This window comes from Streptomyces sp. P1-3, assembly GCF_050613155.1.
Taxonomy (GTDB): Bacteria; Actinomycetota; Actinomycetes; order Streptomycetales; family Streptomycetaceae; genus Streptomyces.
This window is the reverse complement of sequence record NZ_CP192512.1, coordinates 1,027,674-1,054,063: the sequence shown is the minus strand read 5'-3', so window position 1 is coordinate 1,054,063 and position 26,390 is coordinate 1,027,674. Positions and strand designations below refer to the sequence as shown.

Sequence of the window (26,390 nt, the reverse complement as noted above, 5' to 3'; positions counted from 1 at the left end):
CTTGGTCGAATCTACGGGAGCGCGCCCCCGCCTCCTGGTAGAAGGCACAGAATGCGGCTCCTGGACCGTCGGGGGATGGAAAATCATGGATGATAGGTCTAGGAGCCGCAGCCCGATCCGATGCCGGTTCTGAGCTGACTCCCCGCCCGCTGCCCCAGCAATACCGCAGGTGAGAGAGTTAGCATGCGATTTCTGAACGACTTGAAGCCGCCGTACGACCTGACGTACGACGATGTGTTCATGGTGCCCAGCCGCTCTGCCGTGGGCTCGCGGCAGGGGGTGGATCTCGCCTCTCCCGACGGGACCGGGACCACGATCCCCCTGGTGGTCGCCAACATGACCGCGATCGCCGGGCGCCGCATGGCCGAGACGGTCGCCCGCCGCGGTGGCCTCGTCGTCATCCCCCAGGACATCCCGCTCGACGTCGTCACCGACGTGATCTCGTGGGTCAAGAGCCGCCACCTGGTGCTCGACACCCCGATCGTGCTGGAGCCGCACTCCACCGTCGCCGACGCGCTGGCGCTGCTGCCCAAGCGGGCGCACGGCGCGGGTGTCGTGGTCGAGGACGGCCGCCCGGTCGGTGTGGTGACCGAGTCGGACCTGACCGGTGTGGACCGCTTCACCCAGCTCACCGAGGTCATGTCCACGGAGTTGCTGCTGCTCGACGCGGACATCGACCCGCGCGAGGCGTTCCACCGGCTGGACTCCGCCCACCGCAAGTTCGCGCCCGCCGTGGACGCGGCCGGCCGGCTCGTGGGCATCCTGACCCGCAAGGGCGCCCTGCGCGCCACGCTCTACACCCCGGCCGTGGACGCCGCGGGCAAGCTGCGCGTCGCCGCCGCCGTCGGCGTCAACGGCGATGTCGCCGGACGCGCCAAGGTGCTGCTCGACGCCGGTGTGGACACCCTGGTGGTGGACACCGCGCACGGCCACCAGGAGTCGATGATCAGCGCGCTGAAGGCGGTGCGCGCGCTCGACCCGAAGGTGCCGGTCGTCGCGGGCAACATCGTCGCGGCCGAGGGCGTGCGGGACCTGATCGAGGCCGGTGCCGACATCATCAAGGTCGGGGTCGGACCGGGCGCCATGTGCACCACCCGGATGATGACCGGCGTCGGCCGCCCGCAGTTCTCCGCGGTGCTCGAATGCGCCGCCGAGGCCGCCAAGTTCGGCAAGCACGTGTGGGCGGACGGCGGCATCCGGCACCCGCGCGACGTCGCCATGGCGCTGGCCGCCGGCGCGTCGAACGTCATGATCGGCTCGTGGTTCGCGGGGACGTACGAGTCGCCGGGCGACCTCCAGCACACCGCCGACGGGCGTCCGTACAAGGAGAGCTTCGGCATGGCCTCGGCGCGCGCCGTGCGCAACCGCACGTCCGATGAGTCGGCCTACGACCGGGCCCGCAAGGCGCTGTTCGAGGAGGGCATCTCCACCTCCAGGATGTTCCTGGACCCGGCGCGGCCGGGCGTGGAGGACCTGATCGACTCGATCATCGCGGGCGTGCGCAGTTCGTGCACCTACGCGGGCGCCGCCTCGCTGGAGGAGTTCCACGAGCGCGCCGTCGTCGGTGTGCAGAGCGCCGCCGGCTACGCGGAGGGCAAGCCGCTGCACGCCAGCTGGAGCTGAGTCGGCCTCGGTCGCCGGACGGGCGCGAGCCGCCCGTCCGGCGTCAGCCGCGCGGCTGCGGGCGCCGCTGGCGAGGCAGCGCGTGGCGCGGCGGGCTGGTGAGGGTGATCTGGCGGACGAGCTGGTGGAAGGCGACCAGCGCGGACACCGGGGGCAGCGCGGCGACGGCGATCCCGGGCAGCGTCTTGGGCGCGTGCGCGACGCACAGGAACACCGCGATGGCCGAGAAGAGGACGACCACCGCCCAGGAGTGCCCGGCGCCGTGCTGGTGCAGTGCCGCGCGCAGCACCGACAGGGACGCGACCAGCCACGGCCCGTAGACCAGCAGCGGCCACCAGTCGGCCAGCGAGTCGGTGGTGCTGGGGCTGGCCAGGAAGCGCAGCGGACCGTAGGAGATCATCCCGCCGAGCACGCTCAGCATGGCGACGATGACCGCGGTGATCGCCGCGAAGATCAGACTGATCAGCTGGAACCAGGGCATCGACGGCAGCCGGAGGCGGACCCGGCGGCGCCGGCCCCGCCCCCGGGCGTGCGCGTGCGTGTGCGAGTGTGCCGGAGCGCTCGGCGTCAGCGGCTCGGCGGCCGGTTCCGGAACCTCGGCGGACGCCTGGAGCAGCCGGGCGAGATCCCCTTCGAGATCCCAGCGGCTGTCGAGCGTCTCGGGGTCGGGGAGCGGCATGCTGTGCACGTCGTAGTCGGCGGCGAGGTCGAACCGGTCGCCGGGAACGGGGCCGTGACCTGCGGGGTAGGGCCCGAAGCCGGGCGGTCCCGGAGGGGGATACGTCATGGTTATACGCCCGGTCCCGTCGTCGCACGCCATCTTCCGACGCCGCTGTCGGGGGGCTGAAGGACCGCGTTCCGGGGGCTCTCTCTCGTCGTCACGTCACACCAACGACGGCCAAAATGGTGGCGTATCGCTGCATTCGAGTGAAAACAGTCGTCGCGTCGTGTGCATGTGATGTCTGCAACGATTCCACGTGCGCGACCTCTGGGCGCAATGTTTATGCATATATGCGCAACAATGATGCATTACATGCGCCGCTACCCAGCTCGTAGGGTCTTGCGTCGACCAGTAGCGATGAAGGAGCCACCTACGTGTTGGACCACGGCGCAGCCCCGCCCGCCGAAGGCCGTCTGACCGCGGCGCCCCAGCGGCTCCGCACCCGCCTGACGCGGCGCAAGCCCGTCGAACGGCTGGTCACCGAGGGCGGCAAGGGCGACGGCGGATCGCTCCGGCGTTCCCTGGGCGTGTGGCAGCTGACCATGATCAGCATAGGCGCGACCCTGGGCACCGGCATCTTCGTCGTGCTCGGCGAGGCCGTGCCGGACGCCGGTCCCGCGGTGGTGCTCTCCTTCGTCCTCGCCGGGCTGACGGCGCTCTTCTCCGCGCTGTCGTACGCGGAGCTGGCGGGCAGCGTCCCGGTGTCCGGGTCCTCGTACTCCTACGCGTACGCCACCCTCGGCGAGTTGGTCGCCTGGATCTGCGGCTGGTGTCTGATCCTGGAGTACGGCGTCTCGGTGGCGGCCGTCGCCGTCGGCTGGGGCGAGTACCTCAACACCTTCCTCGACGGCACCCTCGGCGTGACCATCCCCGCCGCGATCGCCGCCCCGCCCGGCGACGGCGGCCACTTCAACCTGCCCGCGCTGGTGCTGGTCCTGCTCTGCATGGCCTTCCTGCTCGGCGGGGCCAAGGAGAGCGCCCGCGCCAACACGATCATGGTCGTGGTGAAGATCGCCGCGCTGCTGCTCTTCTGCGCCGTCGCCGTCACCGGCATCAAGGCCGGGAACTACCAGCCGTTCATGCCGCTGGGCCTGGCGGGGGTCAGCGCCGCCGGTTCAAGCCTCTTCTTCTCCTACATCGGCTTCGACGCGGCCTCCACCGCCGGCGAGGAGGCGAAGAACCCGCAGCGCGACCTGCCGCGCGCCATCATGCTCTCCCTGCTCATCGTGACCGTCGTCTACTGTCTGGTGGCCGCCGTCGCCGTGGGCGCCCTGCCGTGGCGGGAGTTCACCGGCTCCGAGGCCGCCCTCGCCGGGATCATGGAGCACGTCACCGGACAGAGCTTCTGGGCCGTGCTGCTCGCCGCCGGTGCCGTCATCGCCATCGCCTCCGTCGTCCTGACCGTGCTCTACGGCCAGACCCGGATCCTGTTCGCGATGTCCCGCGACGGGCTCGTACCGAGGGTGTTCTCCAAGGTCCACCCGCGCACCGGCGTCCCGCGGGCCAACACCTTGATCGTCTCGCTCTTCTGCGGCGTCCTGGCCGCCGTGGTCCCGCTGGGCGAACTCGTCAACGCCACCAGCATCGGCACGCTGTTCGCGTTCGCGCTGGTCAACGTCGGCGTGGTGGTGCTGCGCCGGACCCGCCCCGACCTGAAGCGCACCTTCCGGGTGCCGCTGTCGCCGCTCTTCCCGGCCATCGGCTTCGGTCTGTGCGTGTACATGATGACCCGCCTGGACCTGATCACCTGGAAGTACTTCGGGTTGTGGATGGTGGCGGGACTCGCGGTCTATTTCGGTTACGGTATGCGCCGTTCCCGACTGGCCACCGCGGACCCGGCCAGCGCCGACCTCGCCGCAGCAGAGAAGTGACCCACGCGCAGTGCGACTGAATGATCTCGACGAACGCATCGTCCACGCCCTCGCCGAGGACGCCCGGCGCTCCTACGCCGACATCGGCGCCGAGGTCGGCCTGTCCGCGCCCGCCGTGAAGCGGCGCGTGGACCGGCTGCGGGCCGAGGGCGCCATCACCGGCTTCACGGTACGGGTCGACCCGGCGGCGCTCGGCTGGGAGACCGAGGGCTTCATCGAGATCTACTGCCGCCACAACACCTCGCCCGACGACATCCGGCGCGGACTCTCGCGCTACCCGGAAGTGGTGTCCGCGTCGACCGTCACCGGCGAGGCGGACGCCCTGGTGCAGGTCTTCGCCTCCGACATGCGCCACTTCGAGCGGGTGCTGGAGCGGATCGCCGGCGAGGCGTTCGTGGAGCGTACGAAGTCGGTGCTGGTGCTGTCGCCGCTCCTGCGGCGGTTCTCGTCGGGTGCCCCGGGATAGGGGCACGCCGCCCGGTGGCGGTGGGCACAGGGCCCGCGGCCCCGGTGGTGACGGGCCGCCAGCCCGGGTCCGGTGGTGACGGGGCCGCGCGGCCCGCCGAGCCCTCGGGGCGCCCGGCGGTTCACGGCCCCTCACCGCACGGCCTCGCTACGCCCTCGGGGCCCGCCCGGTCCGGCGCAGGCCGAAGGCGACCGCCAGACCCAGGACCAGCAGCGCCGCCGCCGCGAAGCGGTAGCCCACCGCGACCGCGTCGGTGTACGCCGACACCACCCGCGCATGGACCTCCGGCCCCAGCCGGTCCGCCTCCGCGAGCACGTGCGACGCGGAGTCCGCGCGATCCGCCGGCCCGTCCGGTACCCCGGCGTCGAACCGCACCGTCAGCGCCGTGCCGATCACCGCCACCCCCAGCGCCGCGCCCAGCTCCCGCGCCGCCGCGTTCAGCCCGGACCCCACGCCCGCCTTCGCCTGCGGCAGCGCCGTCACCACCGCGTGCGACAGCGACGGCATCGCCATCCCGCACCCGACCGCCATGACCAGCAGATATCCCGCGTACAGCGGATACGGCGTCCCGGCGTCCGCCGTGGACAGGGCGGCGAGACCGGCCGCGACCAGCAGCAGTCCGGCGGTCACCGTGGCACGCACGCCGATCCGCCGCGCCCAGCCGACGCTCCGCCGGGTCACCACCATCATCCCGATCGCCACCGGCAGCACCCCGAGGCCCGCCCGCAGCGCGCTGAACCCCTTCACGTACTGGAGGAACTGCGCGTTGACGAAGAACAGCGCGAACATCCCGAAGAACGTCGCGGCGATACCGACCACCCCTGCTCGCACCGCGGGCAGCCGGAACAGCCGCGGATCCAGCACCGGGTGGGCCGCGCGCAGCCCGTGCCGGACGAACAGCGCCAGGACGGCCGCCGCGAGGCCGAACGCGCCGAGCACCGGCGCCGACCCCCAGCCGCGGCCGGGCCCCTCGATGATCCCGTACAGCAGCGCGAACAGCCCCAGGACCAGCAGCGCGGAGCCGGGCACGTCCAGCGCCGCGGAGCCGCGCGGCGCGCGGGGCGCCACCCGCGCCGTCCACACCAGCAGCAGCGCGCCCAGCGGCACATACGCCCAGAACAGGCCCTGCCACGGGAGGTACTCCAGGATCAGCGCCCCGCCGGTGTTGCCCAGGATGCCGCCCACCCCCACCGCCGCGCTCCAGCTCGCCACCGCCGCCGCGCGCCGCTCCGGGGCCGTGACCTGGAGCAGCAGCGACATCGTTGCGGGCATCATCAGCGCGGCACCCGCGCCCGAGACACCGCGCCCGGCCAGCAGCAGCGGCACCGACGGGGCGGCCGCGCACAGCGCCGTACCGCCGGTGAACAGCGCCAGCCCGGTCAGCAGCGCTCCCTTGCGGCCGAAGCGGTCGCCGAGCGCTCCGGCCGGGATCAGCAGCCCCGCGAAGACGATGACGTAGGTGTCGACGATCCACAGCAACTGGGCGGACGAAGGCCGCAGATCGCTCGCCGACAGCTGGGGGATGGCCAGATTGATCGCGGCCACCAGAGACTGCGCGACCAGCACGCAGGCGCACATCGCCAGGAGTACGGCGCGGTGGCCGCCGGGCGTGGCGGAGCGCGCCGCGGCGCCGGCGGTGGACGTGGACGAGGGGTGTAGGGACATGTCCCTGACGCTAGGGACGCGCTGACTTGCCTTCAAATGCAAAGTAGCTAAGGGATACTTGCGTCATGCGCATAGAACCTGTTGAGAGCGGCTCGCAGCCCTTCCGCGCCGACCTGAATCTGCTCATCGCCCTGGACGCGCTGCTCGCCGAGGAGAGCGTCACCGGCGCCGCCGACCGGCTGGGCCTGTCCGGCCCCGCGATGAGCCGCACCCTGGGCCGGATCCGCCGGGCCCTCGGCGACCCGGTGCTGGTGCGCGCCGGGCGCCACATGGTGCCCACGCCCCGCGCGCTCGCCCTGCGCGCCGACGTCAGCCGGGTGCTGGACGACGCGCGGGCCCTGTTCGCCGCGACGGCGCCCGCCGACCCCGCCGCCCTGACCCGCGCCTTCACCCTCTCCGCCCACGACAGCAACGTCGTGGCGTTCGGCGCCGGGCTGCTGGACCGGGCCGCGCGCACCGCCCCCGGGGTGACCCTGCGCTTCCTCGCCGAGGGCTCCGACTCGGTACCCCCGCTCCGGGACGGCAGCGTCGACCTGGAGATCGGCGTCATCGACCGCAACGAACCGGAGATCCGCGTCGAGCCGCTGGGGGAGGACCGCATGGTCGGCGTCGTCCGGCCCGGCCACCCGCTCCTGGACGGCCCCGTCACCGCGCACCGCTTCGCCGCCGCCGACCACCTCGTGGTCTCCCGGCGCGGCCGGCTCTCCGGCCCCGTGGACGACGCGCTCGCCGCCCGCGGGCTGCGCCGCCGCGTCATCGGCTCCGCGCCCACCATGGCCGCCGCCCTGTTCCTGCTGCCGCGCGGCGACGCCGTCGGACTGGCCGGCGAGCGCCTCGACGCCGCCGCCGTGGCCGCCCTGGGCCTGCGCACCTTCGAGGTCCCGCTGCCCCTGCCGCCGCTGCCCATGGCCATGGCCTGGCACCCCCGGCACGACGCGGACGGCGGCCACCGCTGGCTCCGCGCGCTGGTCAGGGACGTGGTGCGCGACACTTTCGCCCGCCCCACGCAATGAATCGCCGCCCACCGGCCGGTTCACGAAACGAACCGACGGCAGACCCGCAACAGTCGCGCCTTGTCCCCACTCGTGCCGGGACCGTACCGTCATAGCGTCCCTGCCAGGTCATACGCACCGCCCGAGGTCTCCATGCCGTCTCTGCGCACCGCTCTCCTCCAGAGCTCCGGTCACCCCGGCGACGTCGCCGCCGGTCTCAAGGTGCTGGACGAGGCGGCCGGACGGGCGGCGGCCGCGGGCGCCCGGCTGCTCGTCACCTCCGAGATGTTCCTCACCGGCTACGCGATCGGCGACGGCGTGCACCGGCTCGCCGAGCCCGCCGACGGGCCCTCCGCCGAGGCGGTCGCCGCGATCGCCACCCGCCACGGCGTCGGCGTGCTGTACGGCTACCCCGAGCGCGACGGCGAGGACGTCTTCAACGCCGCGCAGCTGATCGGCCCGGACGGGGAGCGCCTGGCCAACTACCGCAAGACCCACCTCTACGGCCCCTTCGAGCACAAGTGGTTCACCCCTGGGGACACCCCGGTGGCCCAGGCGGAGCTGGACGGCCTGCGGATCGGGATCATGATCTGCTACGACGTGGAGTTCCCGGAGAACGTCCGCGCCCACGCGCTCGCCGGCACCGACCTGCTGCTGGTGCCCACCGCCCAGATGCACCCCTTCCAGTTCGTCGCCGAATCGGTCGTGCCGGTGCGCGCCTTCGAGAACCAGATGTACATCGCGTACGTCAACCGCACCGGCCGCGAGCGGAGCTTCGACTTCGTCGGGCTGAGCTGTCTGGCGGGTCCCGACGGCGCCACCCGGGCCCGCGCCGGCCGCGGTGAGGAACTGGTCATCGGCGACGTCGACCCCGAGCTGCTGACCGCCTCCCGCACCGAGAACCCGTACCTGCACGACCGCCGGCCCGGCCTGTACGGCTCCCTGAGCTGACATCCGCGGCGCCGCCCCGGCGCCTTCTGGACCGACCGCCCCTTTCCCCTTCACCCCGCGCGGCCGTCACCGGCCCCGCCCCCCGAGGCCGCCCCCTGCCCTCGCCCCCGTGTGCCTTCGTCCCCCGTGCAAGGAGTCCGTACCCCATGACGTCCACGGTGCCCACCGCCGTCCACGACGAGCAGGACGAGCCGACCCCCGGCCTGCCGCCCATCACCATGTTCGGGCCGGACTTCCCGTACGCCTACGACGACTACCTGGCCCACCCCGCCGGCCTCGGCCAGGTCCCCGCGACCGAGCACGGCACCGAGGTCGCGGTGATCGGCGGCGGCCTGTCCGGCATCGTCGCCGCGTACGAGCTGATGAAGATGGGGCTCAAGCCCGTCGTCTACGAGGCCGACCAGATCGGCGGCCGGCTGCGCACCGTCGGCTTCGAGGGCTGCGATCCGTCGCTGACCGCGGAGATGGGGGCGATGCGGTTCCCGCCCAGCTCCACCGCCCTCCAGTACTACATCGACCTGGTGGACCTGGAGACCCGGCCGTTCCCCAACCCGCTGGCCCCGGAGACCCCGTCCACCGTCGTCGACCTCAAGGGCGAGTCGCACTACGCCGAGTCCATCGACGACCTGCCGCAGGTGTACCGCGACGTGATGGACGCCTGGAACGCCTGCCTGGAGGAGGGCGCGGACTTCTCCGACATGAACCGCGCCATGCGCGAACGCGATGTGCCGCGCATCCGCGAGATCTGGGCGAAGCTGGTGGAGAAGCTGGACAACCAGACCTTCTACGGCTACCTCTGCGACTCCGAGGCGTTCAAGTCCTTCCGGCACCGGGAGATCTTCGGCCAGGTCGGCTTCGGCACCGGTGGCTGGGACACCGACTTCCCCAACTCCATCCTGGAGATCCTGCGCGTCGTCTACACCGAGGCCGACGACCACCACCGCGGCATCGTCGGCGGCAGCCAGCAGCTGCCGCTGCGGCTGTGGGAGCGTGCGCCGGGCAAGATCGTCCACTGGCCGCAGGGCACCTCGCTGGCCACGCTGCACGTCGGCGGCGAGCCCCGGCCCGCCGTCACCCGGCTGCACCGCACCGCCGGCAACCGCATCACCGTCACCGACGCCTCCGGCGACATCCGCACCTACCAGGCGGCGATCTTCACCGCCCAGTCCTGGATGCTGCTGTCCAAGATCGAGTGCGACGACTCGCTGTTCCCCATCGACCACTGGACGGCGATCGAGCGCACCCACTACATGGAGTCCAGCAAGCTGTTCGTGCCGGTCGACAGGCCGTTCTGGCTCGACAAGGCCGTCGACGACAAGGGGGAGCCCACCGGGCGTGACGTCATGTCGATGACGCTCACCGACCGGATGACCCGCGGTACGTACCTCCTGGACGACGGCCCGGACCGGCCCGCCGTCATCTGCCTCTCGTACACCTGGTGCGACGACAGCCTCAAGTGGCTGCCGCTGTCCGCGAGCGAGCGGATGGAGGTCATGCTCAAGTCGCTGGGCGAGATCTATCCCAAGGTCGACATCCGCAAGCACATCATCGGCAACCCCGTCACGGTGTCGTGGGAGAACGAGCCGTACTTCATGGGCGCGTTCAAGGCGAACCTGCCCGGCCACTACCGCTACCAGCGGCGCCTGTTCACCCACTTCATGCAGGACCGGCTGCCCGACGACAAGCGCGGCATCTTCCTCGCCGGAGACGACATCTCCTGGACGGCGGGCTGGGCCGAGGGCGCCATCCAGACCGCGCTGAACGCCGTGTGGGGCGTCATGCACCACTTCGGTGGTGCGACGGACGCCACCAACCCCGGTCCCGGTGACGTGTACGACACGATCGCGCCGGTCGAGCTGCCAGAGGACTAGACGTCCTCGGGCCCATCAGACCCGGGCCGCTGCCCCAGCACCCCCCAAGTGCGGGGCAGCGGCCCGTCTCCACACGCGCCCGGTGAGCGGCGCTCAGCGCAGCGGCGTCAGCAGGAAGCGGCCGACCAGGCCGACACTGGCGTCGAGCCGCTCGGCGAACTCCTCGGCCAGGTCGGGAAGCCCGCGCAGCCCCCACAGGCCGCGGAACGCGGCCCACGCGGCGTCCCGCGCCCGCTCCAGGCTCCAGGACCCCACCACGTGGGTGAGCGGATCCGCCACGTCCAGGAGGTCGGGGCCCGGCATCAGCTCCTCCCGGATCCGCTCCTCCAGCAGCGTCAGCAGGTCGCCGACCCGGTCGAAGTCGCCTTCCAGCGAGGCCGGTTCGGCCTCCCGCGCCCGGCAGGTGTCGGCCAGGGCCAGCGCCAGGTCGTGCCCGATGTGCGCGTTGATCCCGGCCAGCGCGAACTGCAGCGGCCGCACCGCGGGATGGGCGCGCGAGGTGAACAGCGGCCGCCAGCAGGCGGGCGGCCGCCGCCCGGCCGCGGCCGCGTCCACCGCGGCCAGATAGCGCCCCGCGAACCGCACGTCCAGCTCCTCCGCCAGCCCCGGGTCCTGGAAGTACCCGGTGGTCAGGCGGTGGCCGACCTCCTCGGTGACGGACAGGTACACCTGGTTGAAGACCGCCACCCCGTCCCGTGGCGGCAGCGCGGCGCCGATCTCGCGCATCCGCGCCACCACATGGTCCACCGTGCGCGGAAGGGCCGGCTCGGATTGCGGGAGGATCTCCTCGGCCGAAGTCATGGCACTCAGCGTCCCAGCGGGACACCGCCCCGGCCCGCCGCGTGCCGCCGCTTCCCCGGAACGGGCTAACGAGGCCCTACGGGGCGGTCTTCTCGTCGTACGCGCTGGTGCCGGCGTCCAGCAGCGGCTCCTGCCGCTTGAGATGAGCCGGGGCGAGTGCGCGCAGCACGTGGTAGCCGGTGATGACGACGATCGTGCCGAGCGCGATCCCGCTCAGCTCGAAGTTGTCGCTGACCTTCAGGCCGACCCCGCCGACGCCGATGATGACGCCCGCCGCGACCGGCACGAGGTTCAGCGGATTGCGCAGGTCCACCTCGTTGTGCACCCAGATCTGCGCCCCGAGCAGCCCGATCATCCCGTACAGGATCACCGTGATGCCGCCGAGCACGCCGCCGGGTATCGCTGCGACCACCGCCCCGAACTTCGGGCACAGGCCGAAGAGCAGCGCGAAGCAGGCCGCGGCCCAGTAGGCGGCCGTGGAGTAGACGCGAGTGGCGGCCATGACGCCGATGTTCTCGGAGTACGTGGTGGTGGCCGGGCCGCCGACCGCCGTGGACAGGATGGTGGCCGCGCCGTCCGCCGCGATGGCGGTGCCCAGTTTGTCGTCCACCGGGTCGCCGACCATCTCGCCGACCGCCTTCACGTGCCCGGCGTTCTCGGCGATCAGCGCGATCACGACGGGCAGCGCGACCAGGACGGCCGACCACTCGAAGCTCGGCGCGTGCAGGGACGGCAGCCCGATCCAGTCCGCCTCGCCCACCGCCGACAGGTCCAGCCGCCAGTGGTCGACGGCCTCGGTGCCCCCGTTCACCGAGTGGATCTTGCCGAAGATCCGGTCCAGCGCCCAGGACAGCGCGTACCCGAAGACCAGGCCGAGGAAGATCGCGACACGGGACCAGAAACCCCGCAGGCACACCACGGCGAGCCCCGTGAAGAGCATCGTCAGCAGGGCGGTCCACTGATCCGACGGCCAGTACGTACGCGCGGTCACCGGCGCCAGGTTGAAGCCGATCAGCATGACGACGGCGCCCGTGACCACCGGCGGCATCGCCGCGTGGATGATCCTGGCGCCGAAGTGCCGCACCGCAAGGCCGCTGAGCAGCAGGACCCCGCCGACCACCAGGATGGCGCCGGTCACGGCCGCGCTGCCGCCGCCCTGCGCCCTGATCACGGCGGCCACCCCCACGAAGGAGAGGCTGCAGCCCAGGTAGCTGGGCACCCGGCCGCGGGTCGCCAGGAGGAACAGCATGGTCGCGACGCCCGACATCATGATGGCGAGATTCGGGTCGAGACCCATCAGAACGGGCGCGACGAAAGACGCCCCGAACATCGCCACGACGTGCTGCGCGCCCAGCCCCGCCGTCCGCGGCCACGACAGCCGCTCATCGGGTCTGACCACGGCTCCGGGGGCGGGGGTGCGCCCGTCACCGTGCAGGGTCCAGCGCACGCCCAGGCCCATGACTGCTCCACTTCTTCCAGGTGATGGGGGATCGGAGCAATGTTAGTGGCCGAAAACAGCGGTCCTTCCGGCGTCGTCCGCGATGGCTCCTGCGGCCCCGTACGTGATGCCCAGCAAGTCGTGCAGGGCCCGCCGCCCCTCCTCGGTCACCCGCAGCGCCCGCTGGCTGCCGATCCGGACGCACCAGCCGGCGTCCAGCGCGTGGCGGCAGAGCGCGGCCCCGGCCACCCCCGCCAGGTGCGGCCGGCGCTCCGTCCAGTCCAGGCAGTCGCGGGCCAGCGGCCTGCGGCCGCGCGGCGCGGTGGCCAGGTCCATGCCCAGGTCCCGGTACCAGGCCATGCCCGCGTCCGTCAGCGCGAACCCCGTGGCCCGCTGGAGCAGTCCGCGGTCCAGCATGGCGGTGGTGATCGCGGTGCCGAGCCGCCCGGCCAGATGGTCGTAGCAGGTACGGGCACGGGCCATGGCCTCGCTCGCGCCGGACGCCCGCAGCGTGCGAGGCGGCGGGGACGGCGCGGCATGCGCGGACAGGTCCTCGATGAGCTGCGCGACCCGCGGACCGGCCAGCCGGACGTAGCGGTGGCGGCCCTGCCGTTCCTGCGTCAGCAGACCGCCCTCGACGAGACGGCTGAGATGTTCGCTCGCCGTGGACGCGGCGACCCCGGCGTGCCGCGCGAGCTCACCGGCGGTCCACGCCCGCCCGTCCAGCAGGGCCAGGCAGAAGCGCGCCCGCGTCTCGTCGGCCAGCAGCCCTGCCAGCCTGGCCAGTTCCGGTCCTGTGTGCGGCTCGCGGTGCGTCATCCGACCATCATGCGCCCGCGGCGTTTCGGTGTCCGCCGAAATATCGGGGACGGCGGGGCGGGGAGGACACCGCAGAGGGATGCGGCCCGTCCCGGGCGCCGCGGCGGCTAACCCGTGTGCTCTCGCCGCGCGGGCTCGCCGCCTTGCCGCGCCGACGCGGCCGCGCCCCGCCCCCGCGCGGACGGGGCACCGCCGGCCAGCACGCCCGCGCCCGCCACCAGGCCCAGCGCCAGCGCCGTGACCAGGCCGAACGACACCGTCAACGAGGTCAGGTCGGCGACCGAGCCCATCGCGGCCGGGGCGATCAGCCCCGAGGTGTACGTGATCGTGGCGACGCCCGCGATCGACTGGCTCGGGGCCGGGCCGCTGCGGCCCGCCGCCGCGAAGGCGAGCGGGACGACGACGGCGATGCCCAGGCCGATCAGCCCGAAGCCCGCGATGGCGACCGCCGCGCCCGGGGCCGCCATCACCAGCACCCCGCCGGCCGTGGCGAGCGCCCCGCCGACGCGGACCGTACGCACCGGGCCGAACCGCTCCACGACCGCGTCACCCGCCAGCCGGGCCACGGCCATCGTGCAGGCGAAGGCGGTGGTGCAGGCTGCCGCGAGTCCGGGGGAGGAGCCCAGCGCGTCGCGCAGATACACCGCCGACCAGTCCAGGCTCGCGCCCTCCGCGAAGACCGCGCAGAAGCCGATCGCGCCGATGACCAGCGCCGAGCGCGGCGGGAGCGCGAAGCGGGGCGGCGGATGCTCCTCGGGGGCGCCGCGCACGTCCAGCACCCACCGGCAGGCGACGGCCCCGAGCACCACGAGCACCGCGGCCGCGACGCCCAGATGCAGCCGGCCGTCGGCCTCGGCGTGTGCGGCGACCGTGCCCGCCGCGGAGCCGACGAGGAGGCCGGCGCTCCACATCCCGTGCAGCCCGGACATGACGGACCGGCCGAGACGCTGCTCGATCTCCACCCCGAGGGCGTTCATCGCCACGTCCGACATCCCCGAGGTCGCGCCGTAGACGAACAGCGCTCCGCACAGCGCGACCTGCCCGGGGGCGACGGCGGGCAGCGCGAGCGACGCGCACCACAGCGCCAGCAGTCCGCGCAGCGCGGCACGCGCGCCGAAGCGGTGGCTGATCCGCCCGGCCAGGGGCATCGCGACGGAAGCGCCGATCGCGGGGAAGGCGAGGGCGACCCCGAGCTGTCCGGCGCCGATGTCCAGCCGCTCCTGGAGCCAGGGGATGCGGGTGGCGAAGTTTCCGGCGACGGCGCCGTGCACGGCGAACACGGCGGCGACCGCGAACCGGGCCCGCCGTACCTCTGACATGTGCGGCCCGGCCGCCGTGTCGCTGCTGCCCATGGTGCTTCCCACCCTCCCCGTTCGCCCGCCCCCTGCGCGCGGTGGAAACTATCAGGGACCCTGCCTGATGAATAGGGTCCCGGCAGCGGCGCGATCTGATGGAAGGATCCGGGCATGACCTCGACGCGCACAGCCCCGGTGGGCCGTACCGCCTCCCCGAGCACGGCGCGGGCCATCAACGACCGGCTCGCCCTCCGGCTCCTCCAGGAGCAAGGGGCGCTGACGGCCAGCCAGCTCAAGGCGCTGACCGGGCTGTCCCGGCCCACCGTCGCCGATCTGGTGGACCGGCTGCAGGACGCCGGGCTGATCGCGGTCGTCGGCGAGTCGGGCGCGGAGCGCCGCGGGCCGAACGCCCGGCTGTACGGGATCGTCGCCGCCCGCGCCCACCTCGCCGGGGTCGACGCCCGTACGGACAGCGTCGCCGTGTGCGTCACGGACCTGCTCGGCGACGTCCTGGCCGAGGCGGCGCTGTCCGTCGACCCGGACGCCGACCCCGCCCGCGCCGTGCGCGGCGCCGTCGACCTCCTGGCGCGTACGGTCGGGGACTCGGGCGCCGTACGGCTGCACACCGTCGCCGTAGGCGCGCCGGGACTGGTCGACCCGGCCACCGGGGAGCTGGTCTCCGCCACCGGGCGCCCCTCCTGGCACCAGCGGCTGGCGGCTGCCCTGCACGACCGGCTCGCGGTGCCGGTGCTCCTGGAGAACGAGGTCAACCTCGCCGCTCTCGCCGAGCAGCGCACCGGCGCCGCCCGCGACCGGGACACCTTCGTGCTGCTCTGGCTCGGGCACGGCATCGGCGCGGCCGTCGTCCTGGACGGAGCGCTGCGGCGCGGGGCGTCCGGCGGCACCGGCGAGATCGGCTTCCTGCCGGTCCCCGGCACCGGGCAGCTGCCGTCGGCGACCGACTGCGGGGGCGGCTTCCACGCCCTGGCGTCCGCCGCGGCCGTACGCCAACTGGCCCGCGAGCACGGCTTCGTGGATGAGGCGACCCAGGATGCGGCGGACGGTGCGGAAGCCGCGACGCGGGCGGCCGTACGGGCGGGCAGGCGCGGCGAACCGTTTCTGGACGCGCTCGCGGCCCGGATCGCGGTCGGCGCGGCCGCCGTGTGCGCCGTACTCGACCCCGGCTGCGTGGTCCTGGGTGGCGAGGTCGGCCGCGCCGGCGGCGCCGCGCTCGCCCATGAGGTCGAGCGGCACCTCGCGCGGATGTCGCCGCTGCGCACCGAGGTCCGGGCCGCGGCGGCGGGCGGCGGCGGTGTGCTGCGCGGCGCGGTCCTCACCGCGATGGACGCCGCCCAGGACGACCTCTTCGGCAGCGGCGACCGCTGAGTCGGCGCCGTCCATTCCCCGGACACCGGGTGAGACAAGCCACAGGGAACCCGTCTCCAGCCCCGTTGCGGCGCATGGCACACTGGGGGCGTACCAGTGACGTCAGCGCACTCCGGGGTCGGTGAAAATCCGAACCGGCGGTTACAGTCCGCGACCCGTCCGCAGCCAGCGGCCGGTTGACCAGGTGAAACTCCTGGACCGACGGTGAAAGTCCGGATGGGAGGCAGTGCGCGGCGGGCGAAGCACCGGTGCGCCGCCGGCCGGCGGCCGTCCCTTTCCGGGGCGTGCCCTGTCCGGTTTCCCGGCGTACGCGCGGTGTGGCGTTCCCGCTTCCTGTCGTACCGACAGCCCCGGAGTCCGTGCCAGAAGAGGCAGGAGGACCCGGTGGCCACCGCAGCCGAAACCCGCGCCATGCGCCGCGCCATCGCGCTCGCCGCCCACGGCCTCGGCCACACCAGCCCCAACCCCGTCGTCGGCTGCGTCATCCTCGACGCCGGCGGCGACCGCGCGGGCGAGGGCTGGCACCGCCGCGCGGGCGGCCCGCACGCCGAGGTCGAAGCCCTGCGCGCGGCCGGCGACCGGGCCCGCGGCGGCACCGCCGTCGTCACCCTCGAACCCTGCAACCACACCGGCCGCACCGGCCCCTGCTCTCAGGCGCTCATCGCCGCCGGCGTCGCCCGCGTCGTCTACGCCGTCGCCGACCCGAACCCCACCGCCACCGGCGGCGCCGCGGCCCTCCTGGCCGCCGGGATCGACGTCGAAGGCGGGGTGCTCGCGGACACCGCGGCCGCCGGCAACGAGGCGTGGCTGACCTCGGTCCTGCGCCACCGCCCCTTCGTCCTGTGGAAGTACGCCGCCACCCTCGACGGCCGCAGCGCCGCCGCGGACGGCACCAGCCGCTGGATCACCTCACCCGAGTCCCGCGCCGACGTGCACCGGCTGCGCGCCGAAGCGGACGCCGTCCTCGTCGGCTCCGGCACGGCCCGCACCGACGACCCGCACCTGGCGGTCCGGATCAGCGACGGCGAGACGGAGATCACCCAGCCGCTGCGCGTCGTCCTGGACACCGGCGGCACCGCCGTCGCACCGGGCGCGCGCGTCCTGGACGACGCGGCGCGCACCCTCATCGCCGTCGCACAGGACGCCGACACCGCCCATCTGGCCGGGACCGGCGCCGAGGTGCTGCGGCTGCCGCGCTCGGCCGACGGCCGCGGCCTGGACATCACCGCACTGCTGCGCGCGCTCTACGAGCGCGACGTCCGCTCCGTCCTGCTGGAGGGCGGACCGACCCTCGCCGGCGCCTTCCTGGCCGCCGGAGCCGTCGACAAGGTCGTCGGCTATCTCGCCCCGGTGCTCCTCGGCGACGGCCCCGCCGCGCTCGCCGGCGCCGGAATCACCACCATCACGCAGGCGTTGCGGCTCGACGTGACCGACACCGTCCGGCTCGGCCCGGACCTGCGGATCACCGCCGTACCCGCCCCGTCCGCCCTTCCGACCGACTCCGAGGAGAACTGACGTGTTCACGGGCATCGTTGAAGAACTGGGTGAAGTCGTCGCCATCGAGGACCTGGGCGACGCCTCCCGCTTCCGGCTGCGCGGCGAGCTGGTCACCCAGGACGCCAAACACGGCGACTCCATAGCGGTCAACGGCGTCTGTCTGACCGTCGTGGACACCGCGGACGGCGAGTTCACCGCCGACGTCATGGCCGAGACCCTGAAGCGCTCCAGCCTCGGCGCCCTCGTTCCGGGCTCCCGGGTCAACCTCGAGCGCCCGATGGAGCTCGGCGGCCGGCTCGGCGGCCACCTCGTCCAGGGGCACGTCGACGGCACCGGCGTCATCACCGAGCGCACCCCCGCCGAGCACTGGGAGATCGTCAGGATCTCGCTGCCGCCCGCCGTCGCCCGGTACGTCGTGGAAAAGGGCTCCATCACCGTCGACGGCATTAGCCTCACCGTCGTCGACGCGGCCGACGACCACTTCACCGTCAGCCTCATCCCGACCACGCTCGCCCTCACCACCCTCGGCATCAAGCAGGTCGGCGACCCGGTCAACCTCGAGGTCGACGTCATCGCCAAGTACGTGGAGCGGCTCATGGGGCGCGACACGCAGGACAAGAGCCACGCAGCAGCACACGAAGGAGGCCAGGCATGACCGTGCTGGACACGCTGCCGAACTGGACCGACGACCTGGCCCTGGACCCGATCGAGCGGGCCATCGCCGAGATCGCCGCGGGCCGTCCGGTGGTCGTCGTGGACGACGCGGACCGGGAGAACGAGGGCGACCTGATCGTGGCCGCCGAGAAGGTCACCCCCGAGATCGTCGCCTTCATGATGAGCGAGTGCCGCGGCCTGATCTGCGCCACGCTCGAAGGCCCCGACCTCGACCGGCTGGAACTGCCGCAGATGGTGCAGCACAACAGCGAGTCCATGCGCACGGCCTTCACCGTCTCCGTCGACGCCACCGCCGAGCACGGGGTGAGCACCGGCATCTCCGCCGCCGACCGGGCCACCACGCTGCGCCTGCTGGCCGACCCGGCAAGCGTCCCGGGCGACTTCGCGCGGCCCGGCCACATCTTCCCGCTGCGCGCCCGCCCCGGCGGCGTGCTGGTCCGCAACGGCCACACCGAGGCCGGAGTCGACCTGACCCGGCTGGCGGGGTTGCGCCCGGCCGCCGCGATCGTGGAGATCGCCGGTGAGGACGGGGTCATGCTGCGCCTGCCGCAGCTCGTCCCGTTCGCCCGCAAGCACGGCCTGGCGATCATCTCCATCGAGGACCTGGTCGCCTACCGCCGGTCCGCCGAGCCGACCGTGCGGCGCGAGGCCGAGACCCGGCTGCCCACCCGCTTCGGCGACTTCCGCGCCTACGGCTACCGCTCCACCGTCGACGGCGTCGAGCACATCGCCCTGGTCACGGGCGAACTCGGCGACGGCGAGGACGTCCTGGTCCGGGTCCACTCCGAGTGCCTGACCGGGGACATCTTCGGCTCCCTGCGCTGCGACTGCGGCCCCCAGCTGCACAGCGCCCTGGACCGGGTCAGCACCGAGGGCCGCGGCGTGGTGCTCTACCTGCGCGGACACGAGGGCCGGGGCATCGGGCTGCTGTCCAAGCTGCGCGCCTACGAACTCCAGGAGCTCGGCCGCGACACGCTGGACGCCAACCTGGAGCTGGGCCTGCCCGCCGACGCCCGCGACTACGCCGCCGGCGCCCAGATCCTCGCCGACCTCGGCGTCCGGTCCGTCCGGCTGATGACCAACAACCCCGACAAGACCTCCGCCCTGGTCCGGCACGGACTGCGGATCACCGGCCGGGAGCCGATGCCGGTCCAGGCCGGGGAGCACAATCTGCGCTATCTGCAGACGAAGCGGGATCGAATGGGGCATGACCTGCCCTGGCTGGAGTCCGGGCACACCGCCCCGGTCCCCGCCTGCGGCACCCGCTGAACCCACCGAGCAACAGAGCACGAGGAGAGACATGAGCGGCAAGGGCGCCCCCGAACTGACCGTGAAGAACTGCGGCGACCTGCGCGTGGCCGTGGTGGCCGCGCAGTGGCACGAGAAGGTGATGGACGGTCTCGTGGACGGCGCGCTGCGCGCGCTCCACGAGCTGGGCATCGACGAGCCGACGCTGCTGCGCGTCCCCGGCAGCTTCGAGCTTCCGGTGGTCGCCAAGGTGCTGGCCGGTCGCGGTTACGACGCGATCGTCGCGCTGGGCGTGGTCATCCGCGGCGGCACCCCGCACTTCGAGTACGTCTGCCAGGGCGTCACCCAGGGCCTCACCCAGGTCAGCATCGACACCGGCGTACCCGTCGGTTTCGGCGTCCTGACCTGCGACACCGAGGAGCAGGCCCTGGACCGGGCGGGCATTGAGGGCTCGACCGAGGACAAGGGGCACGAAGCGGTCACCGCCGCCGTCGCCACCGCCACCATCCTCCGTTCGGTGTCCGAGCCCTGGCGCTGACCCGGCCCGGGACGCAAGTAGGCTAGGGGGACCATGGCCAACAAGACATTCGAGGAGCTCTTCACCGAGCTCCAGCACAAGGCCGCCACCGGCGACCCCAGCAGCTCCCGCACCGCCGAGCTCGTGGGCAAGGGTGTGCACGCGATCGGCAAGAAGGTCGTAGAGGAGGCCGCCGAGGTGTGGATGGCCGCCGAGTACGAGGGCGCCGACCGCACGGCGGAGGAGATCTCCCAGCTGCTGTACCACCTTCAGGTGATGATGGTGGCCCGCGGGATCTCCCTCGACGACGTATACGCTCACCTCTGACCGGCTCCGCCGGCCAGGCCCGCCCAACACCCCGACGTACGAAGGAAAACGCCGTCATGCTGCGCATCGCCGTCCCCAACAAGGGTTCCCTGTCCGAGCCTGCGTCGGAGATGCTCCATGAGGCGGGCTACCGGCAGCGCAAGGACCGCAGGGAACTGGTCCTGGTCGACTCCGACAACGACGTGGAGTTCTTCTTCCTGCGGCCGCGCGACATCGCCGTGTACGTCGGCTCCGGCCGCCTCGACATCGGCATCACCGGCCGTGACCTGCTGCTGGACTCCGGTTCCCAGGCCGAGGAGATCATGCAGCTCGGCTTCGCCGGGTCCACCTTCCGCTACGCCACCCGCCCCGGCACCGCCAAGGACGTCCACGACCTCGGCGGCATGACCGTGGCCACCTCCTTCTCCGGACTGGTCGCCAAGCACCTCGCCGACCACGGCGTGGACGCCTCCGTGGTCCGGCTCGACGGCGCCGTCGAGACCGCCATCCAGCTGGGCGTCGCCGAGGTCATCGCCGATGTCGTGGAGACCGGCACCACCCTGCGCAACGCCGGCCTGGAGATCATCGGCGAGCCGATCCTGAAGTCCGAGGCCGTCGTCATCCGGCGCACCGGCGCCCCCGCCGACGACCCCAAGGTCCGGCAGTTCCTCCGCCGTATGCAGGGCGTCCTGGTCGCCCGCCGCTACGTGATGATGGACTACGACATCCGCGTCGAGCAGGTGGAGGCCGCCGTCGCGCTCACCCCGGGGCTGGAGTCGCCGACCGTCTCCCCGCTGCACCACGAGGGCTGGGTCGCGGTCCGCTCCATGGTGCCCGCCAAGGATGCCCAGCGGATCATGGACGAGCTGTACGAGCTCGGCGCCCGGGCGATCCTCACCACCGGCATCCACGCCTGCCGCCTCTGACCGACCCACCTCGACCTCCACCGACACCGACCGAGAGCCGAACGCCGTGTCCGCCCCCGTGCCGCTGCCCGACCTGCCGGTCACCTTCCGGCCGACCCGTACCCGGGCCGTCCTGCTGACCGTCGGCGGCGCGCTGTTCGCCGTCCTCACCGCGATCGCGCTGCTGCTGGCCCGGCTGGGCGCGGCGGAGAGGCTCACGTTCATCCTCACCGGGGCGCTGTTCTTCGGTGTCACGCTGCTGTTCAGCAGGCCCCGGGTGGTCGCCGACCGGGACGGCGTCACGGTCGTCAACCTGACCACCCGGCGCCGGCTGGCCTGGCCGGAGGTGCTCCGCGTCAACCTGCGCTCCGGTGACCCCTGGGTGTTTCTGGACCTGGCCGACGGCACCAGCCTGCCCGCCATGGGCATCCAGCCCGGCATCGCCAAGCAGCGCGCGATCCGCGACGCCAAGGCGCTGCGCGCGCTCGCCGAGGAGTACGGCACCTCTTCGCGCCGCTGATCGTCGTGATTACCCTGTTCCCCAGGGCGCGCCACGCGCCCCGCCCCTCACCCGGGCCCCTGCCACCTTAAGGAGTGACTCCCTCCAGCGATGGACGGATCGTCCTGTAGTACCTGCGCCGCCCCTCGTCACAGACGCAAGGCGGCGGCATGAGCGCCACGAACTCCCTGCTGCTGCTCATGGCGGCACTCGTTCTCATCCTGGCCAACGGCTTCTTCGTCGCCGCCGAGTTCGGCCTGGTCACCGTCGAGCGCGCGGACGCCGAGCGGGCCGCCGCCGAGGGCGACCGCCGGGCCCGCACCGTCTCCCGCGCCCTGCGTGAGCTGTCCTTCCAGCTCTCCGGCACCCAACTGGGCATCACGATCACATCCTTGATCGTCGGCATGCTCGCCGAGCCCGCGCTCGGCCATCTGCTGAGGGCCCCGCTGACCGCCACCGGACTGCCGCACGGCGCGGTCCCCGGCGTCGCCGTGGTCGTGGGCATGCTGGTGGCCTCCGCCGTCCAGATGGTCATCGGCGAACTCGTGCCGAAGAACTGGGCCGTCTCCCGGCCGATGCAGGTCGCCCGCTTCGTGGCCGGCCCGCAGGACGCGTTCTCGCGCTTCTTCCGGCCGCTGATCGCCCTGCTCAACACCGTCGCCAACCGGCTGGTGCGGGCGCTGGGCGTGGAGCCGACCGAGGAGCTGGCCTCCGCCCGCACCCCCGGCGAACTGGTCTCCCTCGCCCGCCACTCGGCCCAGGCCGGCGCCATCGAGCAGGACACCGCGGACCTGTTCGTCCGCACCCTGTCGCTGGGCGAGCTGACCGCCCAGCACGTGATGACCCCGCGGGTGCGCGTCAGCGCCCTGCAGTCCACCGCGACCGCGCAGGACGTACTCAACCTCACCCGCGCCACCGGCCTGTCCCGGTTCCCCGTCTACCGCGAGCGGCTGGACGAGGTGGTCGGCATGGTGCACCTGAAGGACGCGCTCGCGGTGCCCGCGGCCGAGCGGCTGCGTACCCCGGTCGGGCGCGTCGCCCGTCCCCCGCTGCTGATCCCCGAGACGCTGCCGGTCCAGCCGCTGCTGGAGCAACTGCGCAGCGAGCAGCCCATAGCCGTCATCGTCGACGAGTACGGCGGTACGGCGGGAGTGGTCACCCTGGAGGACATCGTCGAGGAACTCGTCGGCGAGGTCCGGGACGAGCACGACGACGAGGCCGCCCACAGCCCCGACCTCACCCCGCTGCCGACCGAGGACGGCCGCGCCGCCTGGGACGCCGACGGCAGCTGCCGGGTGGACACCCTGCGGCACATCGGGCTCGAGGTCCCCGACGGCCCGTACGAGACCGTGGCCGGGCTCGTCGCCGACCTGCTGGCCCGGATCCCGGTGCCCGGCGACACCGCCGAGCTGCCCGGCTGGAAGCTGTCCGTCCGGCAGGTCGGCCACCATCGCGCGGAACGGGTGCGGATCGTCCGCGCCGCCACCGCCCCGGTACCGGTGGGAGCGGACCGATGACGATGACCGCACTGCAACTGCTCTTCGCCGTGGCCCTGGTGCTGGCCAACGGCTTCTTCGTCGGCGCCGAGTTCGCCCTGGTCTCCGTGCGCCGCAGCCAGATCGAGCCGCACGCCGCCGCGGGCTCCCACCGGGCCCGTACGGTCCTGAGCGGCCTTGAGAACCTGCCGCAGATGATGGCGGCGGCCCAGTTCGGCATCACCGTCTGCTCGCTGACCCTGGGCGCGGTCGCCGAACCCACCGTCGCCCAGCTGCTGGAGCCGGCGTTCCACTCGATCCACCTGCCCGAGCAGCTGATCCACCCGCTCGGCTACGCCATCGCACTCGCCGCCGTGGTCTGCCTGCACCTGGTCATCGGCGAGATGGTGCCGAAGAACCTGGCCATGGCGGCCCCGGAGAAGACCGCCCTGTGGCTCGCGCCCGGCCTGGTCGCCTTCGCCCGCCTCTGCCGCCCGGTGACCGTCGGACTCGGCGCCTGCGCGCGGTGGGTGCTGCGGCTGTTCCGGGTCGAGCCCAAGGACGAGGTCGAGGCGGTCTTCACCAGCGAGCAGCTCACCCACCTGGTGGCGGACTCCCGGCAGGCCGGACTGCTCGACCCCGGCGAGCACGAGCGGCTCGCGGACGCCCTGGAACTGGGCAGCCGCCCGGTCACGGACGTCCTGCTGGACCCGGCGGGCCTGGTCACCGTCGACCCGTCCGTGACCCCCCGCCGGATCGAGGAGCTGACGGTGCGCACCGGCTACTCCCGCTTCCCGATACGCGGCCCCGGCGGCGGCTTCATGGGCTACCTCCACGTCAAGGACGTCCTGGACCTGGAGGACCCGGAGCGCGCCGTGCCGCAGCACGTCTGGCGCCCGATCGAGACGCTGCGCGCCGAACTCCCCCTGGACGACGCCCTGACCGTGATGCGCCGCGCCGCGTCCCACCTGGCCGCCGTCACGGACGCGTCGGGGAGGGTGCTGGGGCTGGTGGCGCTGGAGGACGTCTTGGAGATGCTGGTCGGCGAGGTCCGCGATCCGGCGCACCGGCTGCCGGTGCGGCCGCGCGTGGCCGCCGCGACCGAGGACGCCCAGGAGGCGGTCCCGGTGCCGTAGCCTGCCGCAGGCGTCACGCGAACGGCGGGTCCTGCGGGCCGCGGTCCATCGGGCCGCGGCCCGACAGCACCTCCCCGTACGCCTGCATCAGATCCGGCAGCCGCAGCGTCGCGAGGTCGTCGCGGCCCGGCGTGCCGTTCCACCCCGACAGCCGCAGGTCGCGGTAGGCGCAGCTCTTCTCGTACAGCGTGCGCAGGAAGCGGCCGTTGCCCAGCTCGTCTATCCAGCCCTGGTCCACCACGTGCCCGCTGATGCTGCGCAGTTCCTCCACGGACTCCTCGTCCCAGCGGTCCCCGTTCTCGGCGGCCAGCACCTCGCCGATGGCGGTCAGCTCCAGCGGGCGGTAGCTGGGGAAGTCCACCCGGGTGGTGAACCGGGAGCCGAGCCCGGGGTTGGCGGCCAGGAGGCGGTCCATGCCCTCGGGGTAGCCCGCCAGGATCACCACGAGCCGGTCGCGGTTGTCCTCGGCCCGCTTGAGCAGCACCTGGAGCGCCTCGTCCCCGTACGCGTCGCCCTTGCTGTAGCCGGAGTTGGACAGGCTGTACGCCTCGTCCACGAAGAGCACCCCGCCCAGCGCGGAGTCGATCAGCTCGTTCGCCTTGACCGCGGTCTGGCCCAGGTACTCGCCGACCAGGTCGGCCCGGCCCGCCTCCACCAGATGGTCGCCGCCGAGCAGCCCGAGGGCGTAGAACACCCGGCCGAGGATGCGGGCGACCGTGGTCTTGCCGGTGCCGGAGGGGCCGGAGAAGACGAAGTGCCGCTTGGGCGGCTGAACCGGCAGGCCCTGCCCGGCGCGCAGCCGCGCCATGTTCAACTGCGCGGACAGCGCCCGCACCTGCCGCTTCACCGGCTCCAGGCCGACCATGCGCTCCAGCTGCTGGAGCGCCGCGCGCAGCAGTTCGGGGTCGGAGGGGCCGGGCTCGGCGGGGTCGGCGGCCTTCTGCCGCCGCCCGCCGGCGGCGCCGCCGGCGCCTGAGGTGCCGAGGCGCGCCGGGCCGCCGAGGGGGCGCGGCTCGCGTCCGTCACCGGTGTCCGGCGGCATCGGCGGCGGGTCGGGGTCGGTCACCGGCGGGCCGGTGCTCTCCCGGCTGTCGGAGGCGTCCTGGCCGACGCCGGTGGTGGACGGGACGGCCGCCAGATCCGCCGTCTCGTCCAGGCCGTCGCCTTCCGCGATGGCCGCCAGCCGGGCCGCGGTGTCCATGAACGCCGCGTCGATGCGGTGCACCGCGCGGTACAGGGGGAGGGCGGCGGCCGTGCGCCCGGTGCCCTCGTGGGCGCGCGCCAGCCAATAGCGCAGCTCCTTGCGCTGCGGCTGCTCGCTGCGGCAGCGCATCAGCGCCGCGGCCAGCAGCGGTTCCGCCTGGCTGAACATCTCCAGCCGCACCCGCGCCATGCCGCCGAACAGCCCGGCCTCGATGCCCAGCAGGGGATCGTCCAGCAGCGGCTCGGTGTGCCGCACCAGCTGCTCCCAGTCCTTGACCAGATAGGCGCGGCAGGCATGCAGGAAGCGCGCCTGCGGATCGGCCTCCACCGGCGGGCAGCCCGCCAGGGCGCGGTCCAGCTCGGGTACGTGGCGGCCGTCGAGCCAGTGCGAGGCGTGCGCGAGCAGCAGGTCGCGGCCGCTCTCCAGCACCGGCTGCACCCACCAGCCCAGCCAGTACCAGGAGTTGAGGGTGCGTCGGTGGCGGGCGCGCTGCTCCCCGAACCGGTCCCGGTGGCGGTACATGCGCAGCAGCGCGGTGCCGGTGTCGGCGCGGAGCGCGTGCAGCCCCAGCCAGGCGTCGGCCATCCCCGGGTCGTGCCGCGCCGCGGTCCGGAACTCGTCCTCGGCCTGCGCGTAGGCGCCCATGGTGTAGGCGTCGACGCCGCGCAGCCAGGCGAGGTCGGCCGGGGCGTGTGAGCCCTGCGTGCCGAAGTCCATCACGTCCCCCACAAACCGTGCCCCGTGGTGAGCCGCCGGGCGAGTGCCTGGCCGCCTTCCTGCCCAACCGCCGTGCCGTGGCCGGGGATTGGCCAGTGTGCCAGTGCCTCCGCCGGAACAGGACCTGTCGGCTGCACCGATTCGCATCGTACCTGCGCAGGCGGCATGGGCCGAGGGTGCGGTACGCCGTTCATGCCAGGTGGGGCGAGGGAGCGGCCCCGGGCGGCAGGAGGGAGCTCTGCGCTGATGGTGACCCAGGGTGAAGGGAAAAGGAGGAGGAAATGCGCGAATCACTCGTGGTGGACAGGACGA

Annotated in this window: 23 protein-coding genes and 1 riboswitch; of the genes, 16 read left to right on the top strand and 7 right to left on the bottom strand. The window is 73.2% G+C overall.

Features of this window, described 5'->3' with window-relative positions:
• The first annotated feature begins 183 nt into the window (after nucleotides 1–183).
• Nucleotides 184–1,623, top strand: a complete 1,440-nt coding sequence (locus tag ACQUSR_RS04435; protein ID WP_431041210.1) for a GuaB1 family IMP dehydrogenase-related protein — start codon at nucleotides 184–186, stop codon at nucleotides 1,621–1,623.
• Between the two features lie 43 nt (nucleotides 1,624–1,666).
• Here ACQUSR_RS04435 and ACQUSR_RS04430 read toward each other — a convergent pair whose 3' ends face one another.
• On the bottom strand, nucleotides 1,667–2,410 hold the full coding sequence (locus ACQUSR_RS04430; RefSeq protein ID WP_431041209.1) for a DUF2637 domain-containing protein: 744 nt from the start codon (nucleotides 2,408–2,410) through the stop codon (nucleotides 1,667–1,669).
• Between the two features lie 308 nt (nucleotides 2,411–2,718).
• Between ACQUSR_RS04430 and ACQUSR_RS04425 the strand changes: the two genes are divergently transcribed.
• Nucleotides 2,719–4,215: an amino acid permease gene (locus ACQUSR_RS04425; protein ID WP_431041208.1), complete on the top strand. Its 1,497-nt coding sequence runs from the start codon at nucleotides 2,719–2,721 to the stop codon at nucleotides 4,213–4,215.
• A 10-nt stretch (nucleotides 4,216–4,225) separates the two neighbouring features.
• A complete protein-coding gene (locus ACQUSR_RS04420) occupies nucleotides 4,226–4,681 on the top strand; it encodes an Lrp/AsnC family transcriptional regulator (RefSeq protein WP_304464815.1) in 456 nt (151 codons plus the stop codon).
• Between the two features lie 147 nt (nucleotides 4,682–4,828).
• Here ACQUSR_RS04420 and ACQUSR_RS04415 read toward each other — a convergent pair whose 3' ends face one another.
• Nucleotides 4,829–6,346: an MFS transporter gene (locus ACQUSR_RS04415; RefSeq protein WP_431041207.1), complete on the bottom strand. Its 1,518-nt coding sequence runs from the start codon at nucleotides 6,344–6,346 to the stop codon at nucleotides 4,829–4,831.
• 65 nt (nucleotides 6,347–6,411) lie between these two features.
• On the opposite strand from ACQUSR_RS04415, the gene ACQUSR_RS04410 reads away from it, so the two are divergent.
• The 3 genes from ACQUSR_RS04410 (at nucleotide 6,412) to ACQUSR_RS04400 (ending at nucleotide 10,160) form a co-directional block, all read left to right on the top strand.
• The gene (locus ACQUSR_RS04410; protein WP_431041206.1) at nucleotides 6,412–7,359 is read left to right on the top strand and encodes a LysR family transcriptional regulator; all 948 of its coding nucleotides are present in this window, start codon (nucleotides 6,412–6,414) and stop codon (nucleotides 7,357–7,359) included.
• A 132-nt stretch (nucleotides 7,360–7,491) separates the two neighbouring features.
• Nucleotides 7,492–8,289, top strand: coding sequence for a carbon-nitrogen hydrolase family protein (locus tag ACQUSR_RS04405; RefSeq protein WP_431041205.1), 798 nt, complete (start codon nucleotides 7,492–7,494; stop codon nucleotides 8,287–8,289).
• Between the two features lie 146 nt (nucleotides 8,290–8,435).
• Entirely contained in the window at nucleotides 8,436–10,160 is a 1,725-nt protein-coding gene (locus ACQUSR_RS04400; RefSeq protein ID WP_431041204.1) for a flavin monoamine oxidase family protein, read from the top strand.
• A 93-nt stretch (nucleotides 10,161–10,253) separates the two neighbouring features.
• Here the strand turns inward: ACQUSR_RS04400 and ACQUSR_RS04395 are convergent, their stop codons facing one another.
• The 4 genes from ACQUSR_RS04395 to ACQUSR_RS04380 all read right to left on the bottom strand — a co-directional run bounded on the left by ACQUSR_RS04395 (nucleotide 10,254) and on the right by ACQUSR_RS04380 (nucleotide 14,570).
• Nucleotides 10,254–10,961, bottom strand: a complete 708-nt coding sequence (locus tag ACQUSR_RS04395; RefSeq protein ID WP_431041203.1) for a DUF5995 family protein — start codon at nucleotides 10,959–10,961, stop codon at nucleotides 10,254–10,256.
• A 76-nt stretch (nucleotides 10,962–11,037) separates the two neighbouring features.
• On the bottom strand, nucleotides 11,038–12,420 hold the full coding sequence (locus tag ACQUSR_RS04390; protein WP_431041202.1) for a uracil-xanthine permease family protein: 1,383 nt from the start codon (nucleotides 12,418–12,420) through the stop codon (nucleotides 11,038–11,040).
• A gap of 42 nt (nucleotides 12,421–12,462) precedes the next feature.
• Nucleotides 12,463–13,218, bottom strand: a complete 756-nt coding sequence (locus tag ACQUSR_RS04385) for an ArsR/SmtB family transcription factor (protein ID WP_431041201.1) — start codon at nucleotides 13,216–13,218, stop codon at nucleotides 12,463–12,465.
• Between the two features lie 107 nt (nucleotides 13,219–13,325).
• Nucleotides 13,326–14,570: an MFS transporter gene (locus tag ACQUSR_RS04380; RefSeq protein ID WP_431041200.1), complete on the bottom strand. Its 1,245-nt coding sequence runs from the start codon at nucleotides 14,568–14,570 to the stop codon at nucleotides 13,326–13,328.
• Nucleotides 14,571–14,684: 114 nt separating this feature from the next.
• Between ACQUSR_RS04380 and ACQUSR_RS04375 the strand changes: the two genes are divergently transcribed.
• The 10 genes from ACQUSR_RS04375 to ACQUSR_RS04330 all read left to right on the top strand — a co-directional run bounded on the left by ACQUSR_RS04375 (nucleotide 14,685) and on the right by ACQUSR_RS04330 (nucleotide 24,157).
• Complete coding sequence (locus tag ACQUSR_RS04375; RefSeq protein ID WP_431041199.1) at nucleotides 14,685–15,899, top strand: ROK family protein; 1,215 nt, start codon at nucleotides 14,685–14,687, stop codon at nucleotides 15,897–15,899.
• A 103-nt stretch (nucleotides 15,900–16,002) separates the two neighbouring features.
• A riboswitch (FMN riboswitch) is annotated at nucleotides 16,003–16,133 on the top strand.
• A 150-nt stretch (nucleotides 16,134–16,283) separates the two neighbouring features.
• Nucleotides 16,284–17,414 (top strand): bifunctional diaminohydroxyphosphoribosylaminopyrimidine deaminase/5-amino-6-(5-phosphoribosylamino)uracil reductase RibD, encoded by a 1,131-nt coding sequence (ribD, locus tag ACQUSR_RS04370; protein WP_431041198.1) that lies wholly within the window; start codon nucleotides 16,284–16,286, stop codon nucleotides 17,412–17,414.
• Nucleotide 17,415: 1 nt separating this feature from the next.
• The gene (locus ACQUSR_RS04365) at nucleotides 17,416–18,051 is read left to right on the top strand and encodes a riboflavin synthase (protein ID WP_431041197.1); all 636 of its coding nucleotides are present in this window, start codon (nucleotides 17,416–17,418) and stop codon (nucleotides 18,049–18,051) included.
• A complete protein-coding gene (locus tag ACQUSR_RS04360) occupies nucleotides 18,048–19,340 on the top strand; it encodes a bifunctional 3,4-dihydroxy-2-butanone-4-phosphate synthase/GTP cyclohydrolase II (RefSeq protein ID WP_431041196.1) in 1,293 nt (430 codons plus the stop codon). The genes ACQUSR_RS04365 and ACQUSR_RS04360 overlap by 4 nt, the downstream gene beginning before the upstream one ends.
• A gap of 31 nt (nucleotides 19,341–19,371) precedes the next feature.
• Nucleotides 19,372–19,857 carry a 6,7-dimethyl-8-ribityllumazine synthase gene (gene ribH, locus ACQUSR_RS04355; protein ID WP_431041195.1) on the top strand — a complete coding sequence of 162 codons (486 nt, stop codon included), beginning with the start codon at nucleotides 19,372–19,374 and terminating at the stop codon, nucleotides 19,855–19,857.
• 33 nt (nucleotides 19,858–19,890) lie between these two features.
• Nucleotides 19,891–20,163, top strand: a complete 273-nt coding sequence (locus ACQUSR_RS04350) for a phosphoribosyl-ATP diphosphatase (protein ID WP_431041194.1) — start codon at nucleotides 19,891–19,893, stop codon at nucleotides 20,161–20,163.
• Between the two features lie 56 nt (nucleotides 20,164–20,219).
• Nucleotides 20,220–21,068: an ATP phosphoribosyltransferase gene (gene hisG / locus ACQUSR_RS04345; RefSeq protein WP_431041193.1), complete on the top strand. Its 849-nt coding sequence runs from the start codon at nucleotides 20,220–20,222 to the stop codon at nucleotides 21,066–21,068.
• 46 nt (nucleotides 21,069–21,114) lie between these two features.
• Entirely contained in the window at nucleotides 21,115–21,567 is a 453-nt protein-coding gene (locus ACQUSR_RS04340) for a PH domain-containing protein (protein WP_431041192.1), read from the top strand.
• Nucleotides 21,568–21,716: 149 nt separating this feature from the next.
• The gene (locus ACQUSR_RS04335) at nucleotides 21,717–23,063 is read left to right on the top strand and encodes a hemolysin family protein (protein WP_431041191.1); all 1,347 of its coding nucleotides are present in this window, start codon (nucleotides 21,717–21,719) and stop codon (nucleotides 23,061–23,063) included.
• Nucleotides 23,064–23,065: 2 nt separating this feature from the next.
• Nucleotides 23,066–24,157: a hemolysin family protein gene (locus ACQUSR_RS04330; protein WP_431047375.1), complete on the top strand. Its 1,092-nt coding sequence runs from the start codon at nucleotides 23,066–23,068 to the stop codon at nucleotides 24,155–24,157.
• A gap of 13 nt (nucleotides 24,158–24,170) precedes the next feature.
• Here the strand turns inward: ACQUSR_RS04330 and ACQUSR_RS04325 are convergent, their stop codons facing one another.
• A complete protein-coding gene (locus ACQUSR_RS04325; RefSeq protein ID WP_431041190.1) occupies nucleotides 24,171–26,078 on the bottom strand; it encodes an AAA family ATPase in 1,908 nt (635 codons plus the stop codon).
• Nucleotides 26,079–26,390 lie beyond the last annotated feature (312 nt).